This is a genomic window from Lyngbya sp. CCAP 1446/10 (assembly GCF_026130175.1).
In the GTDB taxonomy this organism is placed as follows: domain Bacteria; phylum Cyanobacteriota; class Cyanobacteriia; order Cyanobacteriales; family Microcoleaceae; genus Microcoleus.
In genome coordinates this window covers 69,240-88,215 of sequence record NZ_JAIGNI010000001.1, presented here as the reverse complement: position 1 = coordinate 88,215, position 18,976 = coordinate 69,240, and the positions used below count along the sequence as shown (strand labels likewise).

17 protein-coding genes and 1 pseudogene are annotated in these 18,976 nt (G+C 46.1%); 10 read left to right on the top strand and 8 right to left on the bottom strand.

Features of this window, described 5'->3' with window-relative positions:
• Window positions 1-31: 31 nt before the first annotated feature.
• From K4039_RS00385 to speD, 6 genes are all read left to right on the top strand, one after another.
• Window positions 32-577: a hypothetical protein gene (locus tag K4039_RS00385; protein ID WP_265233132.1), complete on the top strand. Its 546-nt coding sequence runs from the start codon at window positions 32-34 to the stop codon at window positions 575-577.
• 634 nt (window positions 578-1,211) lie between these two features.
• Window positions 1,212-1,688, top strand: a complete 477-nt coding sequence (locus K4039_RS00380; RefSeq protein WP_265233131.1) for a BON domain-containing protein — start codon at window positions 1,212-1,214, stop codon at window positions 1,686-1,688.
• A complete protein-coding gene (locus K4039_RS00375; protein WP_265233130.1) occupies window positions 1,685-1,816 on the top strand; it encodes a hypothetical protein in 132 nt (43 codons plus the stop codon). Before K4039_RS00380 ends, K4039_RS00375 begins: the two co-directional genes overlap by 4 nt.
• Window positions 1,817-2,062: 246 nt before the next feature.
• Window positions 2,063-3,271 (top strand): general stress protein, encoded by a 1,209-nt coding sequence (locus K4039_RS00370; protein ID WP_265233129.1) that lies wholly within the window; start codon window positions 2,063-2,065, stop codon window positions 3,269-3,271.
• A 1,470-nt stretch (window positions 3,272-4,741) separates the two neighbouring features.
• Window positions 4,742-5,803, top strand: coding sequence for a pentapeptide repeat-containing protein (locus K4039_RS00365; protein ID WP_265233128.1), 1,062 nt, complete (start codon window positions 4,742-4,744; stop codon window positions 5,801-5,803).
• A gap of 237 nt (window positions 5,804-6,040) precedes the next feature.
• Window positions 6,041-6,463, top strand: coding sequence for an adenosylmethionine decarboxylase (gene speD / locus K4039_RS00360; protein ID WP_265233127.1), 423 nt, complete (start codon window positions 6,041-6,043; stop codon window positions 6,461-6,463).
• An 84-nt stretch (window positions 6,464-6,547) separates the two neighbouring features.
• Here speD and K4039_RS00355 read toward each other — a convergent pair whose 3' ends face one another.
• Window positions 6,548-7,144, bottom strand: coding sequence for a hypothetical protein (locus tag K4039_RS00355; protein WP_265233126.1), 597 nt, complete (start codon window positions 7,142-7,144; stop codon window positions 6,548-6,550).
• A gap of 145 nt (window positions 7,145-7,289) precedes the next feature.
• Here K4039_RS00355 and queF point away from each other — a divergent pair, with 145 nt between their 5' ends.
• The gene (queF, locus tag K4039_RS00350; protein ID WP_265233125.1) at window positions 7,290-7,709 is read left to right on the top strand and encodes a preQ(1) synthase; all 420 of its coding nucleotides are present in this window, start codon (window positions 7,290-7,292) and stop codon (window positions 7,707-7,709) included.
• Window positions 7,710-7,822: 113 nt separating this feature from the next.
• On the opposite strand, the gene K4039_RS00345 is transcribed toward queF, so the two are convergent.
• Entirely contained in the window at window positions 7,823-8,020 is a 198-nt protein-coding gene (locus K4039_RS00345) for a DUF2283 domain-containing protein (RefSeq protein WP_265233124.1), read from the bottom strand.
• A 301-nt stretch (window positions 8,021-8,321) separates the two neighbouring features.
• Window positions 8,322-9,734: a cytochrome c biogenesis protein gene (locus tag K4039_RS00340; protein ID WP_265233123.1), complete on the bottom strand. Its 1,413-nt coding sequence runs from the start codon at window positions 9,732-9,734 to the stop codon at window positions 8,322-8,324.
• Here K4039_RS00340 and K4039_RS00335 point away from each other — a divergent pair.
• Window positions 9,706-9,840, top strand: coding sequence for a hypothetical protein (locus K4039_RS00335; RefSeq protein ID WP_265233122.1), 135 nt, complete (start codon window positions 9,706-9,708; stop codon window positions 9,838-9,840). The two genes, K4039_RS00340 and K4039_RS00335, sit on opposite strands and share 29 nt — an antisense overlap.
• A gap of 147 nt (window positions 9,841-9,987) precedes the next feature.
• Here the strand turns inward: K4039_RS00335 and K4039_RS00330 are convergent, their stop codons facing one another.
• The 5 genes and pseudogenes from K4039_RS00330 to K4039_RS00310 all read right to left on the bottom strand — a co-directional run.
• Complete coding sequence (locus K4039_RS00330; RefSeq protein WP_375339772.1) at window positions 9,988-10,719, bottom strand: cytochrome c biogenesis protein CcdA; 732 nt, start codon at window positions 10,717-10,719, stop codon at window positions 9,988-9,990.
• A 115-nt stretch (window positions 10,720-10,834) separates the two neighbouring features.
• On the bottom strand, window positions 10,835-11,011 hold the full coding sequence (locus tag K4039_RS00325; RefSeq protein WP_265233121.1) for a hypothetical protein: 177 nt from the start codon (window positions 11,009-11,011) through the stop codon (window positions 10,835-10,837).
• A 247-nt stretch (window positions 11,012-11,258) separates the two neighbouring features.
• A complete protein-coding gene (locus tag K4039_RS00320) occupies window positions 11,259-11,672 on the bottom strand; it encodes a hypothetical protein (protein WP_265233120.1) in 414 nt (137 codons plus the stop codon).
• 267 nt (window positions 11,673-11,939) lie between these two features.
• Window positions 11,940-12,233: an ATP-dependent Clp protease adapter ClpS gene (gene clpS, locus K4039_RS00315; RefSeq protein ID WP_265233119.1), complete on the bottom strand. Its 294-nt coding sequence runs from the start codon at window positions 12,231-12,233 to the stop codon at window positions 11,940-11,942.
• Window positions 12,234-12,685: 452 nt separating this feature from the next.
• Window positions 12,686-14,128, bottom strand: a pseudogene (locus K4039_RS00310) (pyruvate formate lyase family protein); the annotation flags it as partial.
• A 477-nt stretch (window positions 14,129-14,605) separates the two neighbouring features.
• Between K4039_RS00310 and K4039_RS00305 the strand changes: the two are divergent.
• Together K4039_RS00305 and K4039_RS00300 are read left to right on the top strand one after the other, a co-directional pair.
• Entirely contained in the window at window positions 14,606-17,338 is a 2,733-nt protein-coding gene (locus tag K4039_RS00305) for a bifunctional acetate--CoA ligase family protein/GNAT family N-acetyltransferase (RefSeq protein WP_265233118.1), read from the top strand.
• Window positions 17,339-17,628: 290 nt separating this feature from the next.
• Window positions 17,629-18,372, top strand: a complete 744-nt coding sequence (locus tag K4039_RS00300) for an SGNH/GDSL hydrolase family protein (RefSeq protein WP_265233117.1) — start codon at window positions 17,629-17,631, stop codon at window positions 18,370-18,372.
• Window positions 18,373-18,976 lie beyond the last annotated feature (604 nt).

The following is an 18,976-nucleotide window of genomic DNA, read 5'->3' as shown; positions in this document are numbered from 1 at the left end:
GATCGATCGGACAAATATAATTTTTACCGAAATGAAATTTCTGTATATCATCCTAGTTACTGCTACATTACTCGTCTCGGCCCTCAAGTTTACCAGTCCGGCAAAAGCTGAAGTTGCCCCGCTGCGGACGGCACTTCCTCAGCCGGAGTGGCACCCGTTTTGCTCGGCGATGGGTCAATTTGCGATCGATATGCCGGGAACTCCCAAAATTAATACTGAAACTTTTTCAACTCAAATTACCACTCATACATACAGATCGATCTTAAAAAACCAAGAAACTTATTTACTTCAATACTTTGACCTAGATTTTCGGATCAGCAACAATAATATCAAAATTACTTTAAATAATGCCGTGGATTTTTTTGTCGTGGCTGCGAATGCTAAATTGCTGCAAGTACGGGATATTTCGCTGGGTGGCTATCCGGGAAAAGAGTTTGAGTTTCAGCCACTTTCCCCCAAACAACCTGTAGGTGTAGGTCAAGTTTTTTTGGTGGAAACCCGCATTTACGGGCTGCTTACTACTACCCCAGAACCAGAAAATGCTCAAAAATTTCTCGACTCTTTTCGTTTGTATTGAAGCAGGAAGTTCGGCAAGGGATGTCAGTCATCAGTCATCAGTCATCAGTCATTAGTCATCAGTCATTAGTCATTAGTCATTAGTCATTAGGAAAAAATAGTTTTGAGTGGCGAGCTGATCTATTAATACAACTTATAGCGGTTCTCAAAAAAGTGAGGAGAGCCTCATGCCCTATGCCCCATGCCCGGTTTGCCCTATTCTGGAAGCGTACCTGATCTTTCTGAGAAAGGCTATACATTTTTGAACTTGGTGTCTCTGAAAATATTAGCTTTGGCAACTAAAAATATCGGAATCAACCTGATTTATGATGAATAGTCCGTCCCAGAATAATTAAGTTAAATTTAATCTAATACCACTTTCCAAAAAGAATACAACTGTAGGTCAGATTCAAACCCATATTCAGTAGATCATGCCCAATCGCAAATCGCATAAGGCCTTATTTGTTTTTTGTACTCTATCTAACGATAGAGGTAAAAGTTACACCTGTGGAGCGATGTAGCAGCTTCCTCAATTTTATATATTTGATATAACGCTTTTTAGATCGTAGAAAGCACCACATAAATTTTTGTGTGGCTTAATTTACTTCCACGAAGTCTGGCTCATCGAAAGCTTACCCGGAGGGTACTAATATATCATGAACAAATTAACACCTATTCTCATCAGCGGTCTCCTATTATTTGGAGCTGCTGCTTGCACTGGCGACGCTAAAACTAGCGCTGATGCTCCTAATTCTACCACAGAAAATGTCAAGAGCCCGCCCCCAGCCGAGAATATTCAAAAAACTCAGGGCGACGCCACTAGCCAGATTCGCCAAAACCAAGCAAATTCTGATATTAGGGCCAGAGAACAGCGCAACAACGTGACGGGCGGCGATGCAATGAGAGCCGATGGTGACCTCAAAAGTGAAGTTCGTTCTAAGTTGGAAGTGAACATCACTAAAGGTCAGCTAACTGTTGACGCCAAAGACGGGGCTGTTACCGTAGGTGGCACAGTTCCCAGTCAAACTGATTTAGCTAAAATTGAACCCCTAGCTAAAGAGATTAAGGGTGTAAAAACGGTGAATGTTACGGCTGTTGTCGCTCCCGCAGCACCCGCATCGCCTAGCAAGTGATAAATTTGAAGGAAGAAGGAAGAAGGAAGAAGGAAGAAGGAAGAAGGAAAGTTAGGCTTGTTAAAATTGGCTATAAAGCTGATCGCAACGCCTACGTGACTCTTCCGGGTAGCGGGGGTTTAAGTTGAAGAGTTTAAGATTCATGCAATCAAAACTCCCAACTCAAAACTCGACTAATACCTGAAATTCCCATTACCAATTTCCGACTAATTTCTGATAATGAGTGGAAAATTAGCCTGAAGATAGAGACTGAATTTATTCCCAGCGACCGATGAAAAATGTTGGGAAAAAATGAGTAAATGTGATTGATGGCAGCAAGCAGAGCATAAATTCTGTAGCTGTGTAAAAGTAGTTTATTTTGAAGGAGAAAAAAAATGTCTTTAGGTCAATACAAGCGAGCTGTAGGATCGTTTTCTAATTACCGCGATACGGAACTAGCCTTGATGGAACTGCAAAGTGCTGGCTTTCCGATGAATAAAGTTTCGGTAGTTGGGGAAAGTCTCAATGGCAGCGAAATTGCGGGCGCTACAACTGCTAAGAGTACCGACGAGAAAGTGGGCGGTGGCGCGAAAGCTGGCGCGACGGCGGGAGTAGTGACGGGCGGTTTGATTGGCTTGCTGGGCAGCATTGGGGCGCTGGCGATTCCGGGAGTTGGCCCGGTGATGGCGGGGGGCGCGATCGCCACTCTGCTGGCTGACACTGTTGTCGGAGGCGCGATTGGGGCAGCAGCGGGCGGTTTGGTGGGCGGTTTGGTCGGTTTGGGTGTTCCCGAAGCCAAAGCTAAAATTTATAGCGATCGCATCTCGCGCGGAGAATATTTGGTATTCGTCGAAGGAACGGATGCCGAACTTGCTACCGCCGAAGGAATTATGAGCGTGCGGGGCATTCAGGATTGGGGCATTTATGATGTGCCGGCAGACACTGGCCGCAGATCTATGGATCGCCACAAGCGCGCTGTGGGCGTGTTTTCTACCCGCCGCGAGACGGAACACGCGCTGGCAGAACTGAGAACTGCGGGTTTCGACATGGATCGGGTTTCGGTCATCGCGAAGGATGCCGACTCTAAAGCGGATATCGCGGGGATTGACGTGCAGGAAAGCGCGGACAACAAAGCCGATGAAGGGGCGACCAAGGGCGCGCTCACAGGCGGCACGCTGGGCGGTTTGACTGGCTTGTTGGTAGGCCTGGGCGCGCTGGCAATTCCGGGTATCGGGCCGATTATGCTGGCTGGAGCTGCGGCTACGACGATCGCCACTACACTCGCGGGTACTGCTTTGGGTGCGGCTGCCGGCAGCTTGATCGGAGCTTTAGTCGGTTTGGGAATTCCCGAAGAGGAAGCCAGAGCTTATAACGATCGAGTCGCGAGAGGAGATTACTTGGTGCTGCTTGATGGTAGCGAAGCAGAAGTCGCTAAGGCTGAAGCAATTATGAGCCGCGGAGGCGTTCAGCATTGGAACACCTACGACTACCCCAGCGTGGATACCGCTCGCGCAGATTACGGCGCTCCCGGCACTCCGGGCGTTGATACTACGGCTGATATTTACGACCCCAATCAGGGCGTTACGGGCCACCGTCGGGTTTAGATAGTTGAGGTTTGGTTTGGCTATTGTTTCTACTTCCCGTAGGGATGGACGCACTGGCGCACTTGGATTGTCGAAGCCGTAGGCCTTGAGCGCCATGTCGGTAAAATTATCTCAAAAGTCGGCTTTTTCTGTGAAAGCCGGCTTTTGTTTTGTCCTGGAAAGTTTAAAAAAAGCGATTTGTTAAAAGTTTAATTTTGATTGGCGAGCTGGGCTTTTTGCTGGAAGCTCGATCGGCGCCCTTAATTTTGATACCCTAAATCCGCAGCGCTTTTGGAGTCTGTAACACTCACTACTGCTCGATTGCAAACTCCGCAGTATTATCAAATTAGATGGCCTAAATTGCAGCAAAGATTGCCCAGTTAGTCAAAGAACGACTATCTTTAATTATGGGGCCGCTAATTTCAGCAACTTATGCAACTTACCAGTATAGGTGAAGTAGCCAGTCCCGCGCACCGAGTATGGCCTGCGGTGGTCGGCAACTATTAGTAGAATAATATTGTCGTCGCCTTCGGGGAAGACTTAGGCTAGTCATTGGTTGGCTGTAGCAGAATTGCCCTCGGTAAGACCTGCTACAGAAATACATTTTTTCTGGGAAGGCCTCAGCGAAGCATTTGAGAAGCCCAGGAACAGCTATGATCTCCGAGAGTGCGTCAGGTGTCGGGTCTTCTGTTAATTAGAACCGCAAGCGCTCATGGATCGAATCAACATTAACAGCAAACACAGCAGCGCGGGAGCACGGGAATGGCTCGCGGATCACTTTTTTGGGAAATCGCAGACGAGTGATAGCGTGTTGCTTTCTTCGCCCGTGAGCCGTTCAGAACTCAGAGGGAAACAGCCTTCCTGTTGGATTTCACTGGCATCAAGCACAGTGGGGGGAGGTGACACTAGCTGAGCTGACCGGGCTCTGCTTTTATGGGCGATCGCACAGGCAGAAAGTAGAAGACATTCGGTGTTGAAGCTTCGAGTTCTTATTTCTTTCTGACACTAATAAATGCGATCGCCTGTATCAGCAATTTTTCGGGTCAGAATGTGGCCCGGATGCCGCCAGCAATAGGTCAAATCGGCGATCGACCTTGACCAGAAGTGCGATCGACAAATTCTCTGTATTTTGGTAAATAGTGAGTAGTGAATAGTTAGTGATTAGCAGTTAGTATAAATACAACTAACAATTAACAACTAACATCAGCCATAACTAACTACTAGCAAAATAAAACTTACACAACTTACACGCGCGGGCGAGAAACTCTGTTTCTTCATGACTGCGCTGGTCAAACCCAAAATCTTCTCCGAAAAGCCTGGTTAATTTGCGTAAGTTATAACTAGGTTAATAAGGTAGCGCTAGTAATCAACCACTTTTGATAATTGTTAATGTGGCAGTATTGGTTGAAAGCCTGACTAGCAAACACGAACATACAAATTTTCAGACAACATAGAACATCGAGAAATTAAGGAAACTCACTCAATTTTTTTATGAATTTCACTGAGCTTTTAAGTGCTGATGAACTTTTAACTAGACATAGAAATGGGGAACGAGATTTTCGAGGAGCTAACCTCATTGCAGCTCATTTGATTGAAGCTAATCTCAGTCGCACAAATTTGAGCAGCGCTAACTTAAAAGGTGCTAACTTAATTAGAAGCAAACTAATTGGAGCTAATTTAAACAGTGCCGACTTGAGCGGGGCTAATTTATCTAAGGCGAAATTAATTGAAGCTAACCTCGGCAGTTCTAGTTTAACTGGAACGGTGGCGATCGGAGCAGATTTTAGCGGAGCCAATCTCAGCGGAGCAATATTGTCTCGCGCTGACTTGAGCAAAGCTGTGATGACTGGAGCGAGTTTAGTAGGAGCTTGTTTGCTCAGCGGCTCGAAACTAACTGAGGCCAATTTGAGTGGCGCGACGCTGAGCCGAGCCATTATGAGCGGAGTTGATTTAAGCAGAGCAAATCTAACTAGAGCGATTCTTAGCGAGGTAGATTTGAACGGGGCTAACCTGAGCGGAGCAATTCTAATTCGGGCTTATCTCAATCGCGGAAATCTCAGCGGTGTTAATTTGGTTGGGGCGATTTTGAGCGAAGCAAGTCTGCGGGAGGCTTGTATTTGCGCTGCTAATTTGAGCAATGCTGACTTGAGCGGTGCTGACTTAAAAGGAGCTAATTTAAATGGCTCTAATTTGAGCGGTGCTGACTTGCAAGGAGCTAATTTAAGTAAAGCCAATTTGAATGGTTTGATTCTGCACCATGCTGATTTGAGGGCTGCGAATTTAAATAAAGCTTCTTTGCGGGGAGCAGATTTGAGCGGTGCAAATTTGTCTGGTGCTAGCTTGCTGGAAGCAGATTTGCGTGGGGCGAACCTGAGTCACGCCAATTTGTCGGGTGCGGGTTTGTTGCTGAGTTCTCTGACAGGGGCAAATTTGACAGGAACTAATCTGTCGGAGGCGAATCTGATTGGAGCGAGCTTGAATGTTGCTAATTTGAATGAAGCGGCTTTGAGCGGGGCTATTTTGCCGAATGGAGCTACTCATAGCCGGGATTAATACTATATTCATAACGTCGTTCTTGTCAGTCGGGAACGAGCTAAACGCAGGAACGTGCGATCGTAGTAAAGTAAAAAAAGCTTCACTACCTTCGTTTTTTTTGCAGTGGTATGCTGCCGCCCAGAGAACTCGCCGCTATTTCTGATTTATTTTTGGAAATTTACTTGCAAAATTTCTTGACTCTGTGCTATCGTCAAAAGGTTTGGAACACTACAATTAAAGGTAAAACCCCGCAGAATGAAACAATTGGGAACCCATCTGGTCGCTGATGCTTGGGAGTCTCCTGGAGACATCCTCAACGATCCTGAACGTATCCGCCGCGCCATACTCGATGCGATCGAAGCCGGAGGAGCTACTCTCATCGATTTGTGCGTACACCAGTTTAGTCCTCACGGAGTGACGGCTACTGCAACTTTGGCAGAGTCTCATATAGCAATCCATACTTGGCCTGAACACGGTTATTTTGCCGCAGACTTATTTTTCTGCGGAGCCGGCGATCCTCACCGAGCCATGAAGGTGCTACAAACAGCTCTGGAAGCTAAACAGGTAAAACTCACTGAGTTCACGCGCGGTTTCGAGCCCGGGGTGGGCAGCCTAGGTTCTGCTTGTGAAGAGCAGTATGCGCCTCGTGCAGTAGAAACGAGTGCCGTCAGAGTATAGTGACCAATTAGCGTAACTTTGAACATTTTATGCTAGGTTTCGGTTAAAATCCCACGGCTCAGGTCGTGGGATTCTTGTTGGAATTTACTTTTTCATTAATAAAGGACGAACAACTAAATAACCTGCGCCGAAGGCGGAAATGACTATCAGAAAAATTGCGATCATCAACCATAATCCGTTTAAGTCTGAGGCTTTTTTGGGTTGAGATCGCACACGGTAAGGAGTTTCTGGCACTTCTGTAAATGATTTTTGTGGAAGTGTGTCAGGCATCCGGGGGGCTGTGGGCTCCGCTTCCGGTAGAGGGAAAGGGAAAGCCACTGTCTGAGGTGGTTGAGGTATGGTAGAGTTAGTCCGCGAGGTGACAGGTGCTGGGGGCTCCGGTTCAACGCTGAAATTGAATTTGACTGAGGGCATTTGGGGCATCCCAGTCAGGGTGACAGTCTGAGCTGAGTTGACGACTTGCTGTAGCTGCTGGGATACTTGAACTACTGTTTCTACTTCTCGCCGCAGTTGTTGATTTTGTTGGACTAATTGCTGGTTGTGGGTTTTGAGGGAGTCGAGCATCGCTTGGGCGGCTTGCAATTCGGCGGTGACTTCTCGATAGAGGGAAATTGGTACCGATGGAGAGTAAGTATTTGAGTTTTCAGGGGATGTATTGTCAGATAAGGTAGTATTTTGCATAATTGTAGATGGCGAGGGTGAACTTTTTTAAGTTTAGCCTGAGAGTATTTGCAATTAGATCGATCGCAACACAATTCGTCAATATATTTGTTAAAAATATTAATAGTGAGTTTAGTTAAATGTTAGAAGTTTTCAGTCGATCGCTATGAACAACCACCCAACCGAACAAGATGTGTCGCCAAAGTCAAGTACCGAGGCAATGAAATATGGCGAACGCGAGATTTTGGACGGGGAGTTAATTACTTTCCCGAACCCGCGAGTCGGGCGGCGTTACACGATTAACATTACTTTGCCAGAGTTTACTTGCAAGTGTCCGTTTTCGGGCTATCCCGATTTTGCCACGATTCACGTTACTTACGTGCCCGACGAGCGGGTGGTGGAGTTAAAGGCGATGAAGCTGTACGTTAACAGTTATCGCGATCGCTACATTTCTCACGAAGAATCGATCAATCAAATTTTAGACGATTTTGTCGCAGCTTGCGCGCCACTGGAAGTGACAATTAAGGGCGATTTTTTGCCACGGGGGAACGTGCACACTGTGGTTGAGGTGCGGCACGAGAAGTAGGGCTAGTATTAGTTGTAGTCAGGTGCGCTGTACATCGCCCTAGGAATTGGTGTAAGGTGCGCAGTGCGCACCCTACGGTTCGTTGTAGTAGTTGATTTTGAGGATGGACTGCTTTAGCGGGCAGGTATTTGATCGGAGACAGATTCTAATGAGATGAATTGTTTGACATCTAATATTTCGATCAATACCAGTTCTCCACTGCTAGAATAGTGTAGAATAATTTGCCCTTCATCTTCGGCATAGGCGATCGGGCGATCGCAAATTTCGATCAGCATCGCATCTACATCCGGGCTGTATCTAATCTTTTTCATATCTTGACCTCTTACCAGGATAAGCAGTAATTACTAAAATTCGATCGAGATATTCTTGGTAAACCACTCTTAGGACAAGTCCATTCAATCTCTTTTGACAAATAAACTTCCCTTCACCACTTGCTTCTATCTTACTAGGCATTCTAAACAGTTTCGGAAATTAAATATGTTGAAATTGTAACCCCGTGACTTTCAAGAATTTCTATTTTCAGCAAGGCGTGTTGACTAAATTCTATTTTTTTATCCACATTTATTTTTCGTTTTATCCATTGGTGTAAGGTGCGCAGTGCGCACCCTACGGTTAGGTTTGACTAGCAACAGAAGTCGGGGATATCGCACTTTTTGCATCTGCTGTTTTCAATTCTGCCAACTTGTCCAAAATCTCCACAACTTCTCTTTCAAATATCACCTGAGCGCGATTAGTGCGCCCGCCAACATAGAGTTTGCCTTCCTTTTCCAAAGCCCAAATCTGCGAGTGAGATAGATAGCTCATCATCACGCTAAGCATCAGCAACCCAAAGCCCGTATAAACTAGCGGAATTCCCGGATCGGCTTTAATTTGCAATCCCGTGCTCCCGACAACTTCGTCAATTGCCAACATCACTCCGTTAACTTCGACTGCGCTGCCGGCGCGAACAGTAGTTAACAATTTGCCATCCGTACCGTAGACTAACATCGTGCCTTGCAAGTCCTTTGCTAGCAAAGAAACTCCCGCACTTAAATCGGGTTTTGTTGGAATCCAAGCACCCCAAATTCTGCCTTTACCCTGGGTGTCTAACTGAGCCATTGGCAATTGTAAAACCGGGCTTTTGTTGAGGCGAACTCGCACGGCGGCTAGGGCCCAATCTGCTTGATAAAAGGTGACTCCTCGGTATCTCAGCGGCTCGTTAACGTGAATGGTTTTGCGATCGACCTCTTGGCCTGTTTTGTCCAAAACCGACAAATCAGAGTAAAATTGGTCGATCGCCCCGCTCGGACTATAATCGATCCAGAACCGATTCACACGCATCGACCAATCCTTCGGTATTTGCGGCCCAGCCCAAGGCCCCGCATCCGTGATATTCTGCACCCGAAACGTTTCACCGCTAGGAACCATTTCTTGACCCATAAAACCAGTCATCGAGCCCAATATCGACCCAGCTAAAATAATTAGCATACTGGCGTGAACAATAATCGGGCCAATTTTACCAATTATGCCTTTACGAGCATAAACTTTTTCGCCTTCTCGGAAGATGCGGTAGTTTTTTTGCTGTAGAAGTTGTTCTAACGAAGTTAAATCAACTGTTGCTAATTCCGCACTGAGAGCTAATTTTTCAAACTGCTTCGGTTCCTCATAAAATTTCCAGCGGCGGGCCGATTTTAATGCGGGAAATTGTCGAGTAAAAGTGCAAGCTGTCAAGCTGCTGCCGAACAAAATTAGGATTGACAAAAACCACCAAGTGCGGTAAACGTGGTCTAGTCCTGCAATGATCACAACTTTCCAAGTTAAGAAACCGAAAAGGGCTGGGTGTTCTGGATAGTTGGATTGGTAAAACTCTACCGATTGGCCTTGTTCGATGACGGTGCCGGAAATGCTGAAAAGTGCGATCGCCAGCAGCAAGATAATTGCCAGCCGCAAATCTGCCAGCACCGGCAATATTTCCCGCTTGAAGAACTTTTGAGGTGCAGTCGCCCAGTCTGATAGTTTGGATAGAAATACTTCTTTTGATGTCATAGGAAGGAAGAAGGAAGAGGGAAGAGGGAAGAAGGAAGAGGGAAGAGGGAAGAGGGAAGAAGGAAGAAAATATTATCTTTATCTAGCAATTCTCAATCAATTGTGAATTGTTTCTTTTTCTTCCTTCGTGTTCTTAGCGTCTAAGCGCTTCGCGCAGGCTACGCCAACGCGGTTCATTCAAAAAAAATAGTTCTCGAATCCTGTAATGATTGCTATATCTTCAAATAAGAACTGAAGTCCGAACGATCGAACCTTAGGCGGGAAGTATGCGGGAAAGTAGGGAAAAAACCCCAAATCCTACTAGCAAAACGCCGCTAACAGGCGTGATCCAACTCGACCACCTGCGTAATTCTAACAACTTTTTAATGCTCGCGGTAAAAGTACCTGCTATAATTAGCGGAGCGACATAACCAGCAGCATAAAACAGCAGCAATACACCACCTAAAACGGTATCTCCCGTTTTGGAAACCCAAGCTAAGAGCGTAGCTAAAACCGGAGTGCTGCACGGAGATGCTACTAAACCAAAAGTTAAGCCCAATAAGTACGATCGCACGCCCGCAGGCAAATTCTTCGGCACCCACCCCACAGCATCGAAAGACGGCATTTGTAAGGGTAAAGCTTCGAGTAAATTCAGCCCCATTAAAATCGCGATTATGCTGACAACGATCGGCAAACCCAGACCAATTTTGCCATAAACTTGACCCGCAAATGATGCTACAATGCCTAAACCCGCGAGGGTTGTGGCTAGTCCCAGAGAAAACCACGCCGACTGGGCGGCAGCTTGAAGACGGCTTTTTGCTTCGTATCCGCCGATGTAGCCGATCGTGATCGGCAACATGGAAAGCATACAGGGCGTCAAGCTAGTTAGCAATCCTGCCAGAAAAATCACTCCCACGCTGACTAAACTCAGGTGTGTCAGTTGAGTGTTGACTAAATTATTAGCAAATTGTGCGAGTTCGTAAAGTTGGGTTTGCAGGGTTTCCATCAGTCGATTTTAGATTTTAGATTTTAGATTTTTAGATTGACTCCACAGTCGATTTTAGATTTTAGATTGACTCCACGGATGAATCTGGAAGCTGAAACTAAATATCTAATTTTTTTCAATCTCCACGACTCCTATCGCGGGCTGGTATCCCTATGCAGGTGAGTTCCGGCGGGCGTGCTGTTCTGGCTATGTTGAAAATTGTAACAGATGCGGGCAGCTTCGGTTTAAGATTTGAGATTTGAGCGCGATCGACTGGTTGAGAGTGCAAAGGGCGATCGTAGACTTCTTGCAAAAATAGCTAGGACGATGCTCAAAGCCTATCCCACATTTTTTTCTTGTGGGATGGGCTTTGAGCATCGTCCGAAAATTTGATTAAAAGGACTTTTGCAATTCAAGTCTCATAATTGTAGGATGGGCACGAGAGCCCGTGCGATCGCCTCTTAACGCCAGTTAATCCATTAAGAGCTTGACCAATTCTTGTGTAATAGGAAAACCAGTCTGACGCTCAAAATGTACAAACATCGGACTAGGATTTGCCTCTAAAAATACATACTCACCCGTTGGCTTGACACGCCAATAATCGCAGTCCACTCTACCATAAATGCCTGGGATATTGCCAAACATTGTTTGTGAACTGCTTCTGGCAAATCTATCGGAATTAGCTCAGCGTCCAAATCTTCCCGAAAGTCCAAAGCTGGACTCCGAATTTCGGCAGTATAGACTAATTCACTAATCACATAACTGCGAATATTTGTCCCAGAAATATACTCTTGGATTGTGACTGAAGAAATACTCAAAGCCATGTTCAACCGATTAAGTTCTAAATGCGCCTCTGTCATAAACTTGTTATGAGCACCACCATAAACAGGCTTGAAAATTGCTTTTTGATAAGCTTTGATAAATTCCCTAACTTCCGCTGCATCGTTACTGATTAAAGTTGCAGGAATCGTCACACCTATTTGTTTTGCCTTAGTCAGTTGTCGGGGTTTTTCTTTGTGAAATTGGTACGCCAGGAATTGACCCAGCGAGTTCGATCAACCTGTACTCATTGAATCATTAAATGCGACCTGCTGTTGGTTGAAATCTTTTAAAGGTGGAACGGAAACACCGGAGAAATTACGCCAAAACACACTGTGAATATCTTCGAGATTCAAGCGACGACCAGACGGTAGCATCAAGCATCCGACCTCGGTGTCAGGTCGCCAAGACGTAAATACCGGTTAAGTAGACTCTAGCGGAGCCATTGTCAGTCCAGCACGGCTCAATTGCATATGATAAAGTTCTGCTTGTTCTTGCGGCCCAACCCAGACGGTGGCCTGGCCTTCGTTGTGGATTTGGTCGGCTAGTTTCCAAGCTTGATCGCTCGTCATCCCTGGAATGTATTTCGTCAAACATTCCACGACGTGCTGAAATGTGTTGAAATCGTCGTTGAGGACTATTACCCGATAGTTGGGATAAGACTTGCGGGTAACTTGACTCGATCGAACGGGTGCTATGGTTGGTGAAGAGGTCATCGCGCGAACAGCCACTAAAATTACAAAATTCTTAAAACAGTTACCTTTTCAACTATATCACAATTTCTGAATTTTTAAACCGCCTATGGCAAATAGATCGACTTTGGCGATTTTCGAGGGCGATGTTTAGATTTTTAGATTTGAGGACAAAGAAACCGGGTTTTCAGGAAATTGAGGGTTTCTACCCACGATTTTAGTTGAAAAACCCGGTTTCTGGCTACTCGTTAGATGCAGTACAGCTTATCAAACTACAGTTAACTCTCGATCTACCCCAGAAGTGTTGGTGTCAGAGTAGGCTTGCAGCAGAAGCTGCTTTAAATCTTCAATCAGCGGGTAGCGGGGGTTAGCCCCGGTGCACTGATCGTCAAAAGCGCGATCGGCCATTTCCTCAACACGAGCAAAAAAGAAATCATCGCTAATTCCCTGACTGGCGATCGCCTCCTGAATCGTGCATCGTGCAATGCCATTTCTAGCCGCTCGTAGCAGTATTTATCGTGCATATAGTGAATGACATTCAGCGTATTGATATAGGTTTTTGCTAACCACGCCATTATGTCATGGAACCGCGCTTTTACCTCGTCATAATCGAGATATTCGGAAGTAATTGGTGGAAACTGCGGCGCGATTTGGTCGCCGGACTTCTCATTTATACCGCCGTTAATCGCATAGAGCAAAGTCTTAGCTAAGTTAACTCGCGCCCCGAAAAACTGCATTTGCTTACCAATTCGCATGGCGGATACGCAACGAACGATCGCATAATCATCGCCGTAACCATGACGGATAAAATCGTCGTTTTCGTACTGAATCGAACTCGTATCGCTGGATATTTTTGCACAGAATTCCTTGAAGCTTTCCGGCAAGTTTTCCGACCACAAAACGGTGAGGTTCGGTTCTGGTGCAGTATCGAGGTTTGAGAGAGTGTGGAGGAATCGGAAACTGTTGGGAGTTACCAAGGTTCTCCCGTCATTGCTCATACCACCGATCGCCTCTGTTACCCAAGTTGGATCGCCAGAGAACAGTTGGTTATAGTCGGGAGTTCGCAAAAACCGCACCATGCGGAGTTTCATGACAAAATGGTCGATCAGTTCTTGCAATTCCAGTTCTGAACTCGCGCCACTTTGCAAATCGCGATCGAAATAAATGTCTAAAAACGTCGATACACGACCGAGAGACATCGCCGCCCCGTTTTGTTCTTTCACTGCTCCCAAGTAGCCAAAATACAGCCACTGGACAGCTTCTCGTGCATTGGCCGCCGGCTTGCAAATATCAAAGCCGTAGTTAGCAGCCATTTCTTTCAACTCCAACAATGCGCGAATTTGCTCGGATAACTCTTCGCGCAAACGAATTGTTCCCTCTTCCATCGCCTCTAGTTCGAGCGATTCTTGCTGTTGTTTCTTATCGTCAATCAGGCGATCGACACCGTACAGAGCAACCCGCCGGTAGTCACCGATGATGCGCCCGCGTCCGTAGGCATCTGGCAAACCTGTGATGATACCAGAACGTCTCGCCAAACGCATGGAGCGGGTGTAAACATCGAAGACACCATCGTTGTGTGTTTTGCGATATTTCGTAAATATTTCTTGTGTTTGTGGATCGAGTTGATAACCGTAAGCTTCTAAACCTGTCTTGACCACGCGAATTCCGCCGAAGGGCATAATCGCGCGTATCAAAGGTCGATCGGTTTGCAAACCTACTATTTTTTCTAAATCGCGATCGATGTATCCCGCAGCATGAGCGACGATCGATGTGGGTACTTTTGTATCAACATCCAACACACCTTTTTCGCGCTCTTGTTTCATTAGTTCCAGAACTGCGCGCCAAAGTTGCTGGTTTTTTTCTGTTGGTGCTGCGATAAATTCTGCATTCCCTTCGTAGGGGGTGTAATTCTTTTGGATGAAGTCTCTGACGTTGACTTCCTTTGTCGAGTTGCCTTCAGTAAAGCCGTGCTATTCTACTAATATAGCTTGCTTTCACCTTATTTTTTGTTAGCGAGCGATTTTTTCTTCTCCGACCGCTATATCTAGCATATATTTAATCTCAATATTTTAAATACTCTGTTCGCTATTTGTTACAAAAATTGACTTACTAATTCGGTGGGAAGAATTAAAATAGATAGTATGCAGAACATCCTCTGTAATTTGTGAGGAAGCTATAATAAAATGGGATTCCGAACTAACTGTTGGACAACGAAAATGTTGTTTAAGAGGGGTCGGTCGGAAACGCGCAATGAGATTTTTTGGTCAGGAACCGCGAACATCCGAAGAAGATGAATAAAAAGCCGAAAAAGAGCCTAAAAATAGTTTGGATTGGATGCGGTAATTGTTATCGAAAGCAGATCAATATTAATTGCTGATTAATTGAAGTAGGGTATTATGCAGATAAATTCAAGAACTCAAAGCACTGCGAGCGATCCGGCTCACGATATTTGGAAAGAACAGCGTCATCCGCTCGATCACATTTTTCATCCTCGCTCCGTGGCTGTAATCGGCGCAACAGAGAGAGCAGGAAGCGTCGGACGTACTCTCCTGTGGAACTTGATTCGCAATCCCTTTGGCGGAACGGTTTTTCCGGTGAATCCACAGCGCCGCAGCGTCTTGGGACTCAAGTCCTATCCTGACATTGCTAGCGTCCAGGAAATAGTGGATCTCGCGGTGATTGCTACGCCGGCGGCTAGTGTGCCGCAAGTGATCCGCGAATGTATCGCTGCTGGGGTGAAAGGAGCAGTTATTGTTTCGGCTGGTTTTAAAGAAATTGGGCCGGCGGGAGTTGCTTTAGAACAGCAAATTCTGGCCGAAGCGCGTCTGGGCGAAATGCGGATTATCGGCCCGAATTGTCTCGGCGTGATGAATCCTGTGCTGGGGCTGAATGCTACTTTTGCAGGCTCGATCGCCCGTCCGGGTAATGTCGCCTTCATCAGTCAAAGCGGCGCCCTCTGTACTTCGATTCTAGACTGGAGTTTGGGCGAAAATGTCGGTTTTAGCGCTTTTGTGTCGATCGGCTCCATGCTCGATGTCGGTTGGGGCGATCTGATTCATTATTTCGGCGACGATCCCCACACCCACAGTATCGTTTTGTACATGGAATCGATGGGTGATGCTCGATCGTTCCTCTCCGCCGCCCGCCCAGTGGCGATCGACAAACCGATCATCATTCTCAAGGTGGGACGTACCGCCGCCGCCGCGAAAGCCGCCGCTTCCCATACGGGAGCTTTGACCGGCAGCGATGACGTGCTCAACGCTGCTTTCCGGCGCTGTGGCGCGTTGCGCGTACACACAATTTCCGATTTGTTCGACATGGCAGAAATTCTGGCAAAGCAACCGCGACCCCAGGGGAACCGCCTATCGATCGTCACCAATGCCGGAGGCCCAGGGGCGATCGCCACTGATGCCTTAATTAGCGGCGGCGGTGCCCTCGCAGAGCTTGCACCGGAGACGCTGCAACAGCTTGATGAGTTTTTACCCCCTCAGTGGAGCCATCAAAACCCGATCGATATTTTGGGCGATGCTGGTAGCGATCGCTACGCCAAAACTCTAGAAGTAGTCGCTCCCGATCGCAATAGTGACGGATTGCTGGTCATCCTCACACCCCAAGCGATGACAAATCCCACCCAAACCGCAGAACTACTCAAGTCCTACAGCCAACTCGGAAAGCCCTTATTAACAAGCTGGATGGGCGGTGCGGGAGTGTTAGCGGCAACGGAAATTCTGAATCAGGCAAATATTCCGACTTTCCCCTATCCCGATACCGCAGTCAGGTTGTTTAATTATATGTGGCGGTACAGCTACAACCTGCGCTCTATCTACGAAACGCCTGCTCTCTCCGCTGCGGAAATCCCGACTTGCGATCGATCGGCGGCCACAAATATTTTGACTTCTGTTGTCAAAAGCGATCGCACTTTGCTCACAGAATACGAATCAAAGCAGTTACTCGCAGCCTATGGAATTCCCACTGTAGCCACCGAAATTGCCCTCAGCCCAGCCGAATCTGTGGAAATTGCCGATCGCCTCGGTTATCCAGTGGTGCTAAAACTGCATTCTGAGACGATTACTCACAAGACCGATGTGGGGGGCGTACAACTAAATTTAGGCGATGCTAAGGCTGTAATTAGTGCCTTTGAAGCGATCGCCCAGCGGGTACGGGCGATCGATCCCGCAGCGTTTCTCGGCGTGACTGTGCAGCAAATGGTGCATTTGGAAGGCTATGAACTAATTTTGGGTAGCAGTATTGACCCTCAATTTGGGCCAGTAATGCTGTTTGGTTCCGGCGGACAATTGGTGGAAGTGTTTCAGGATCGATCGCTCGCACTGCCGCCTTTAAATACTACCCTGGCGCGGCGGATGATGGAGCAAACGCGCATCTATAAAGCTTTGCAAGGAGTGCGCGGGCGATCGGCAATTGACCTAGAAAAACTCGAACAGTTATTAGTTCGTTTTAGTCAACTAATTGTCGAGCAACCTCAGATTGCCGAGATAGATATTAATCCGCTGTTGGTTTCTCCAGAAGGTGCGATCGCCCTCGATGCCCGCGTTGTTCTCCACTCTGCCGAAAACGCCATTTTACCCGCGATTCGCCCCTATCCTATGCAATACGTTCAAGAATGGTCAACTCTGACAGATCATCCCATCATGATCCGTCCGATTCGCCCAGAAGATGAGCCGCTGATGGTGCTGTTTCATCAAGAGCTTTCCGAAGAAAGCGTGTATTTGCGCTACGCTCACATGGTAAAGTTAAAGCACCGCATCGCTCACGAACGTTTGACCCGGATTTGTTTTATTGACTACGATCGGGAAATGCTGTTAGTAGCCGATCGCAAAGACCCGGAAACCTTAGAACACCGGATTTTGGGAGTAGCACGTCTCAGCAAACTCCACGGCACAAACGAAGCCGAATTTGCGCTCATCGTCAGCGATAGCTATCAGCAGCGCGGTTTGGGAACAGAATTATTGAGGCGGCTGCTGCAAATTGGTCGGGAAGAGAAGTTAAATGCGATCGTCGGTTACATTCTCACTAGCAACTACAAGATGCAGAGTCTCTGTAAAAAATTAGGATTTGAGTTCCAACTAGACCAAGGCGAAGGAATGTTAAAAGCTGTTTTAGTCTGCTAGCTAATCCAGTCTTACGCGCACACTCTATTCGATCTCAAACAAGATGGAGCAGTGCGATCGCTTAATTCATAATTCGCGATCTGACAAACTGATTATAATTGTGAATTACTTTTTGGTAGTGTAGTGATTAGACCTCTTGCAAAAATAACTAGGACGGGTTCTCCGGCCCGTTCCACAATAAAAAATGTTTATCGTGCAACAGGCCGGAAAGCCTGTTCCACAATTGGATTAAAAGGACTTTTGCAAGAGGTCTATTGATAATTTCTGTTAGTTTGCTTGCTCATACCTGAATGAAAAAACATATCGCGACCATTTCACTGCTATTGAATGTCATTCTCTTAACAGGGATTTTAGAGTTTACGATGAAGAGGGGGTATTTAGGTAGATTTTTAGTCATGTTGAATGCAAATTCTATCGAATTATCGACAGACACCCTAAGTTCTAATTCTTGGTGGCTAGATGAAGTTGATTATCAACTATATCTGACTAAAAATACTCAAATCAATGCTTGCATTTGGGGCGATTCTATCACTTCTGGGCTGGGAAATACAATGGGTAAAGATACTTTTAATTTTGCCTTGCCCGGAATGTCAACAATTTCTCTGATCGACCAGCTAAAACTATTAACTGCTGCTAACGTTAAATGTAATACAGCAATTATTGCGATCGGTACTAATGATGCGGGTTATCGGATAAATGATCCACAATTTGTTAACAATATGCAGGAAATTATCCACACTGTCAGAACAAAAATGAACACCAAAAAAGTAGTGTTAATCCCTGCTTTTTACTCAACGATTGAAGCCAGCCATGATATCACACTAGCGGGCCCTTTGGAAAGAGTGAAAACCATTCAAGCCTTGACTCGTCAAGTGGCAGCGACAGATAAGTTATTGATAGTAGAAAAAGAAATTCAGCCCCTGTACGAAGGGACAGTATTGAAAGATAAGGTCACAACAGATGGCGTTCACCTTGACTCAGAAGGCAGACAGATTTATCGAAGAGCCTTATTAAAAATACTGAAGGGGGGATAACCAATACGGTTCACTTAAGTCAACGTAGGCTGCGTCGCCAAAAACAACTCTCGCCCTGGAACGCCAGATTAAACGAGCGACGCACCCTACAACTTAGAAATGAGAATTAAATAACTTCCAAATTTGATTGTTGTGGGATGGGCCAGAAGAAAAATGGAAATTATTTAATTCACAATCCTTATAGAACCCATTTGAAATCTTTGAGTTTTTGGGTTGGGTGACGATAAATATAGAGAGAAACTGGTTTCTGAGATTTACGCAAGGGGCGAGAAACCGGGTTTCTACGAGTTTTTAGTTGGGTGACGAGAAATATAGAGCTCAACCCGGTTTCTGAGATTTACGCAGAATAGATATCAAATGGGTTCTATAACTTAAGTAAACCGTATTTGGGTATAAGTACGATTAACTTAAGGTTCTTTGAATTCCTCCAGTAGAATACGGGTTATCCGTAAACAGTCCCACAATTTTAGATTTCCTGTACGATAGCAACTGCCTTGATAATACCATCTTCACCTTGGATGTGCGCCGCCAATCTGGCGGCGCGTTGACGCATTGTTTGATCTGTAATAGCTTGTTGAATCGCTTGTATAAGTCGTTCAACTCA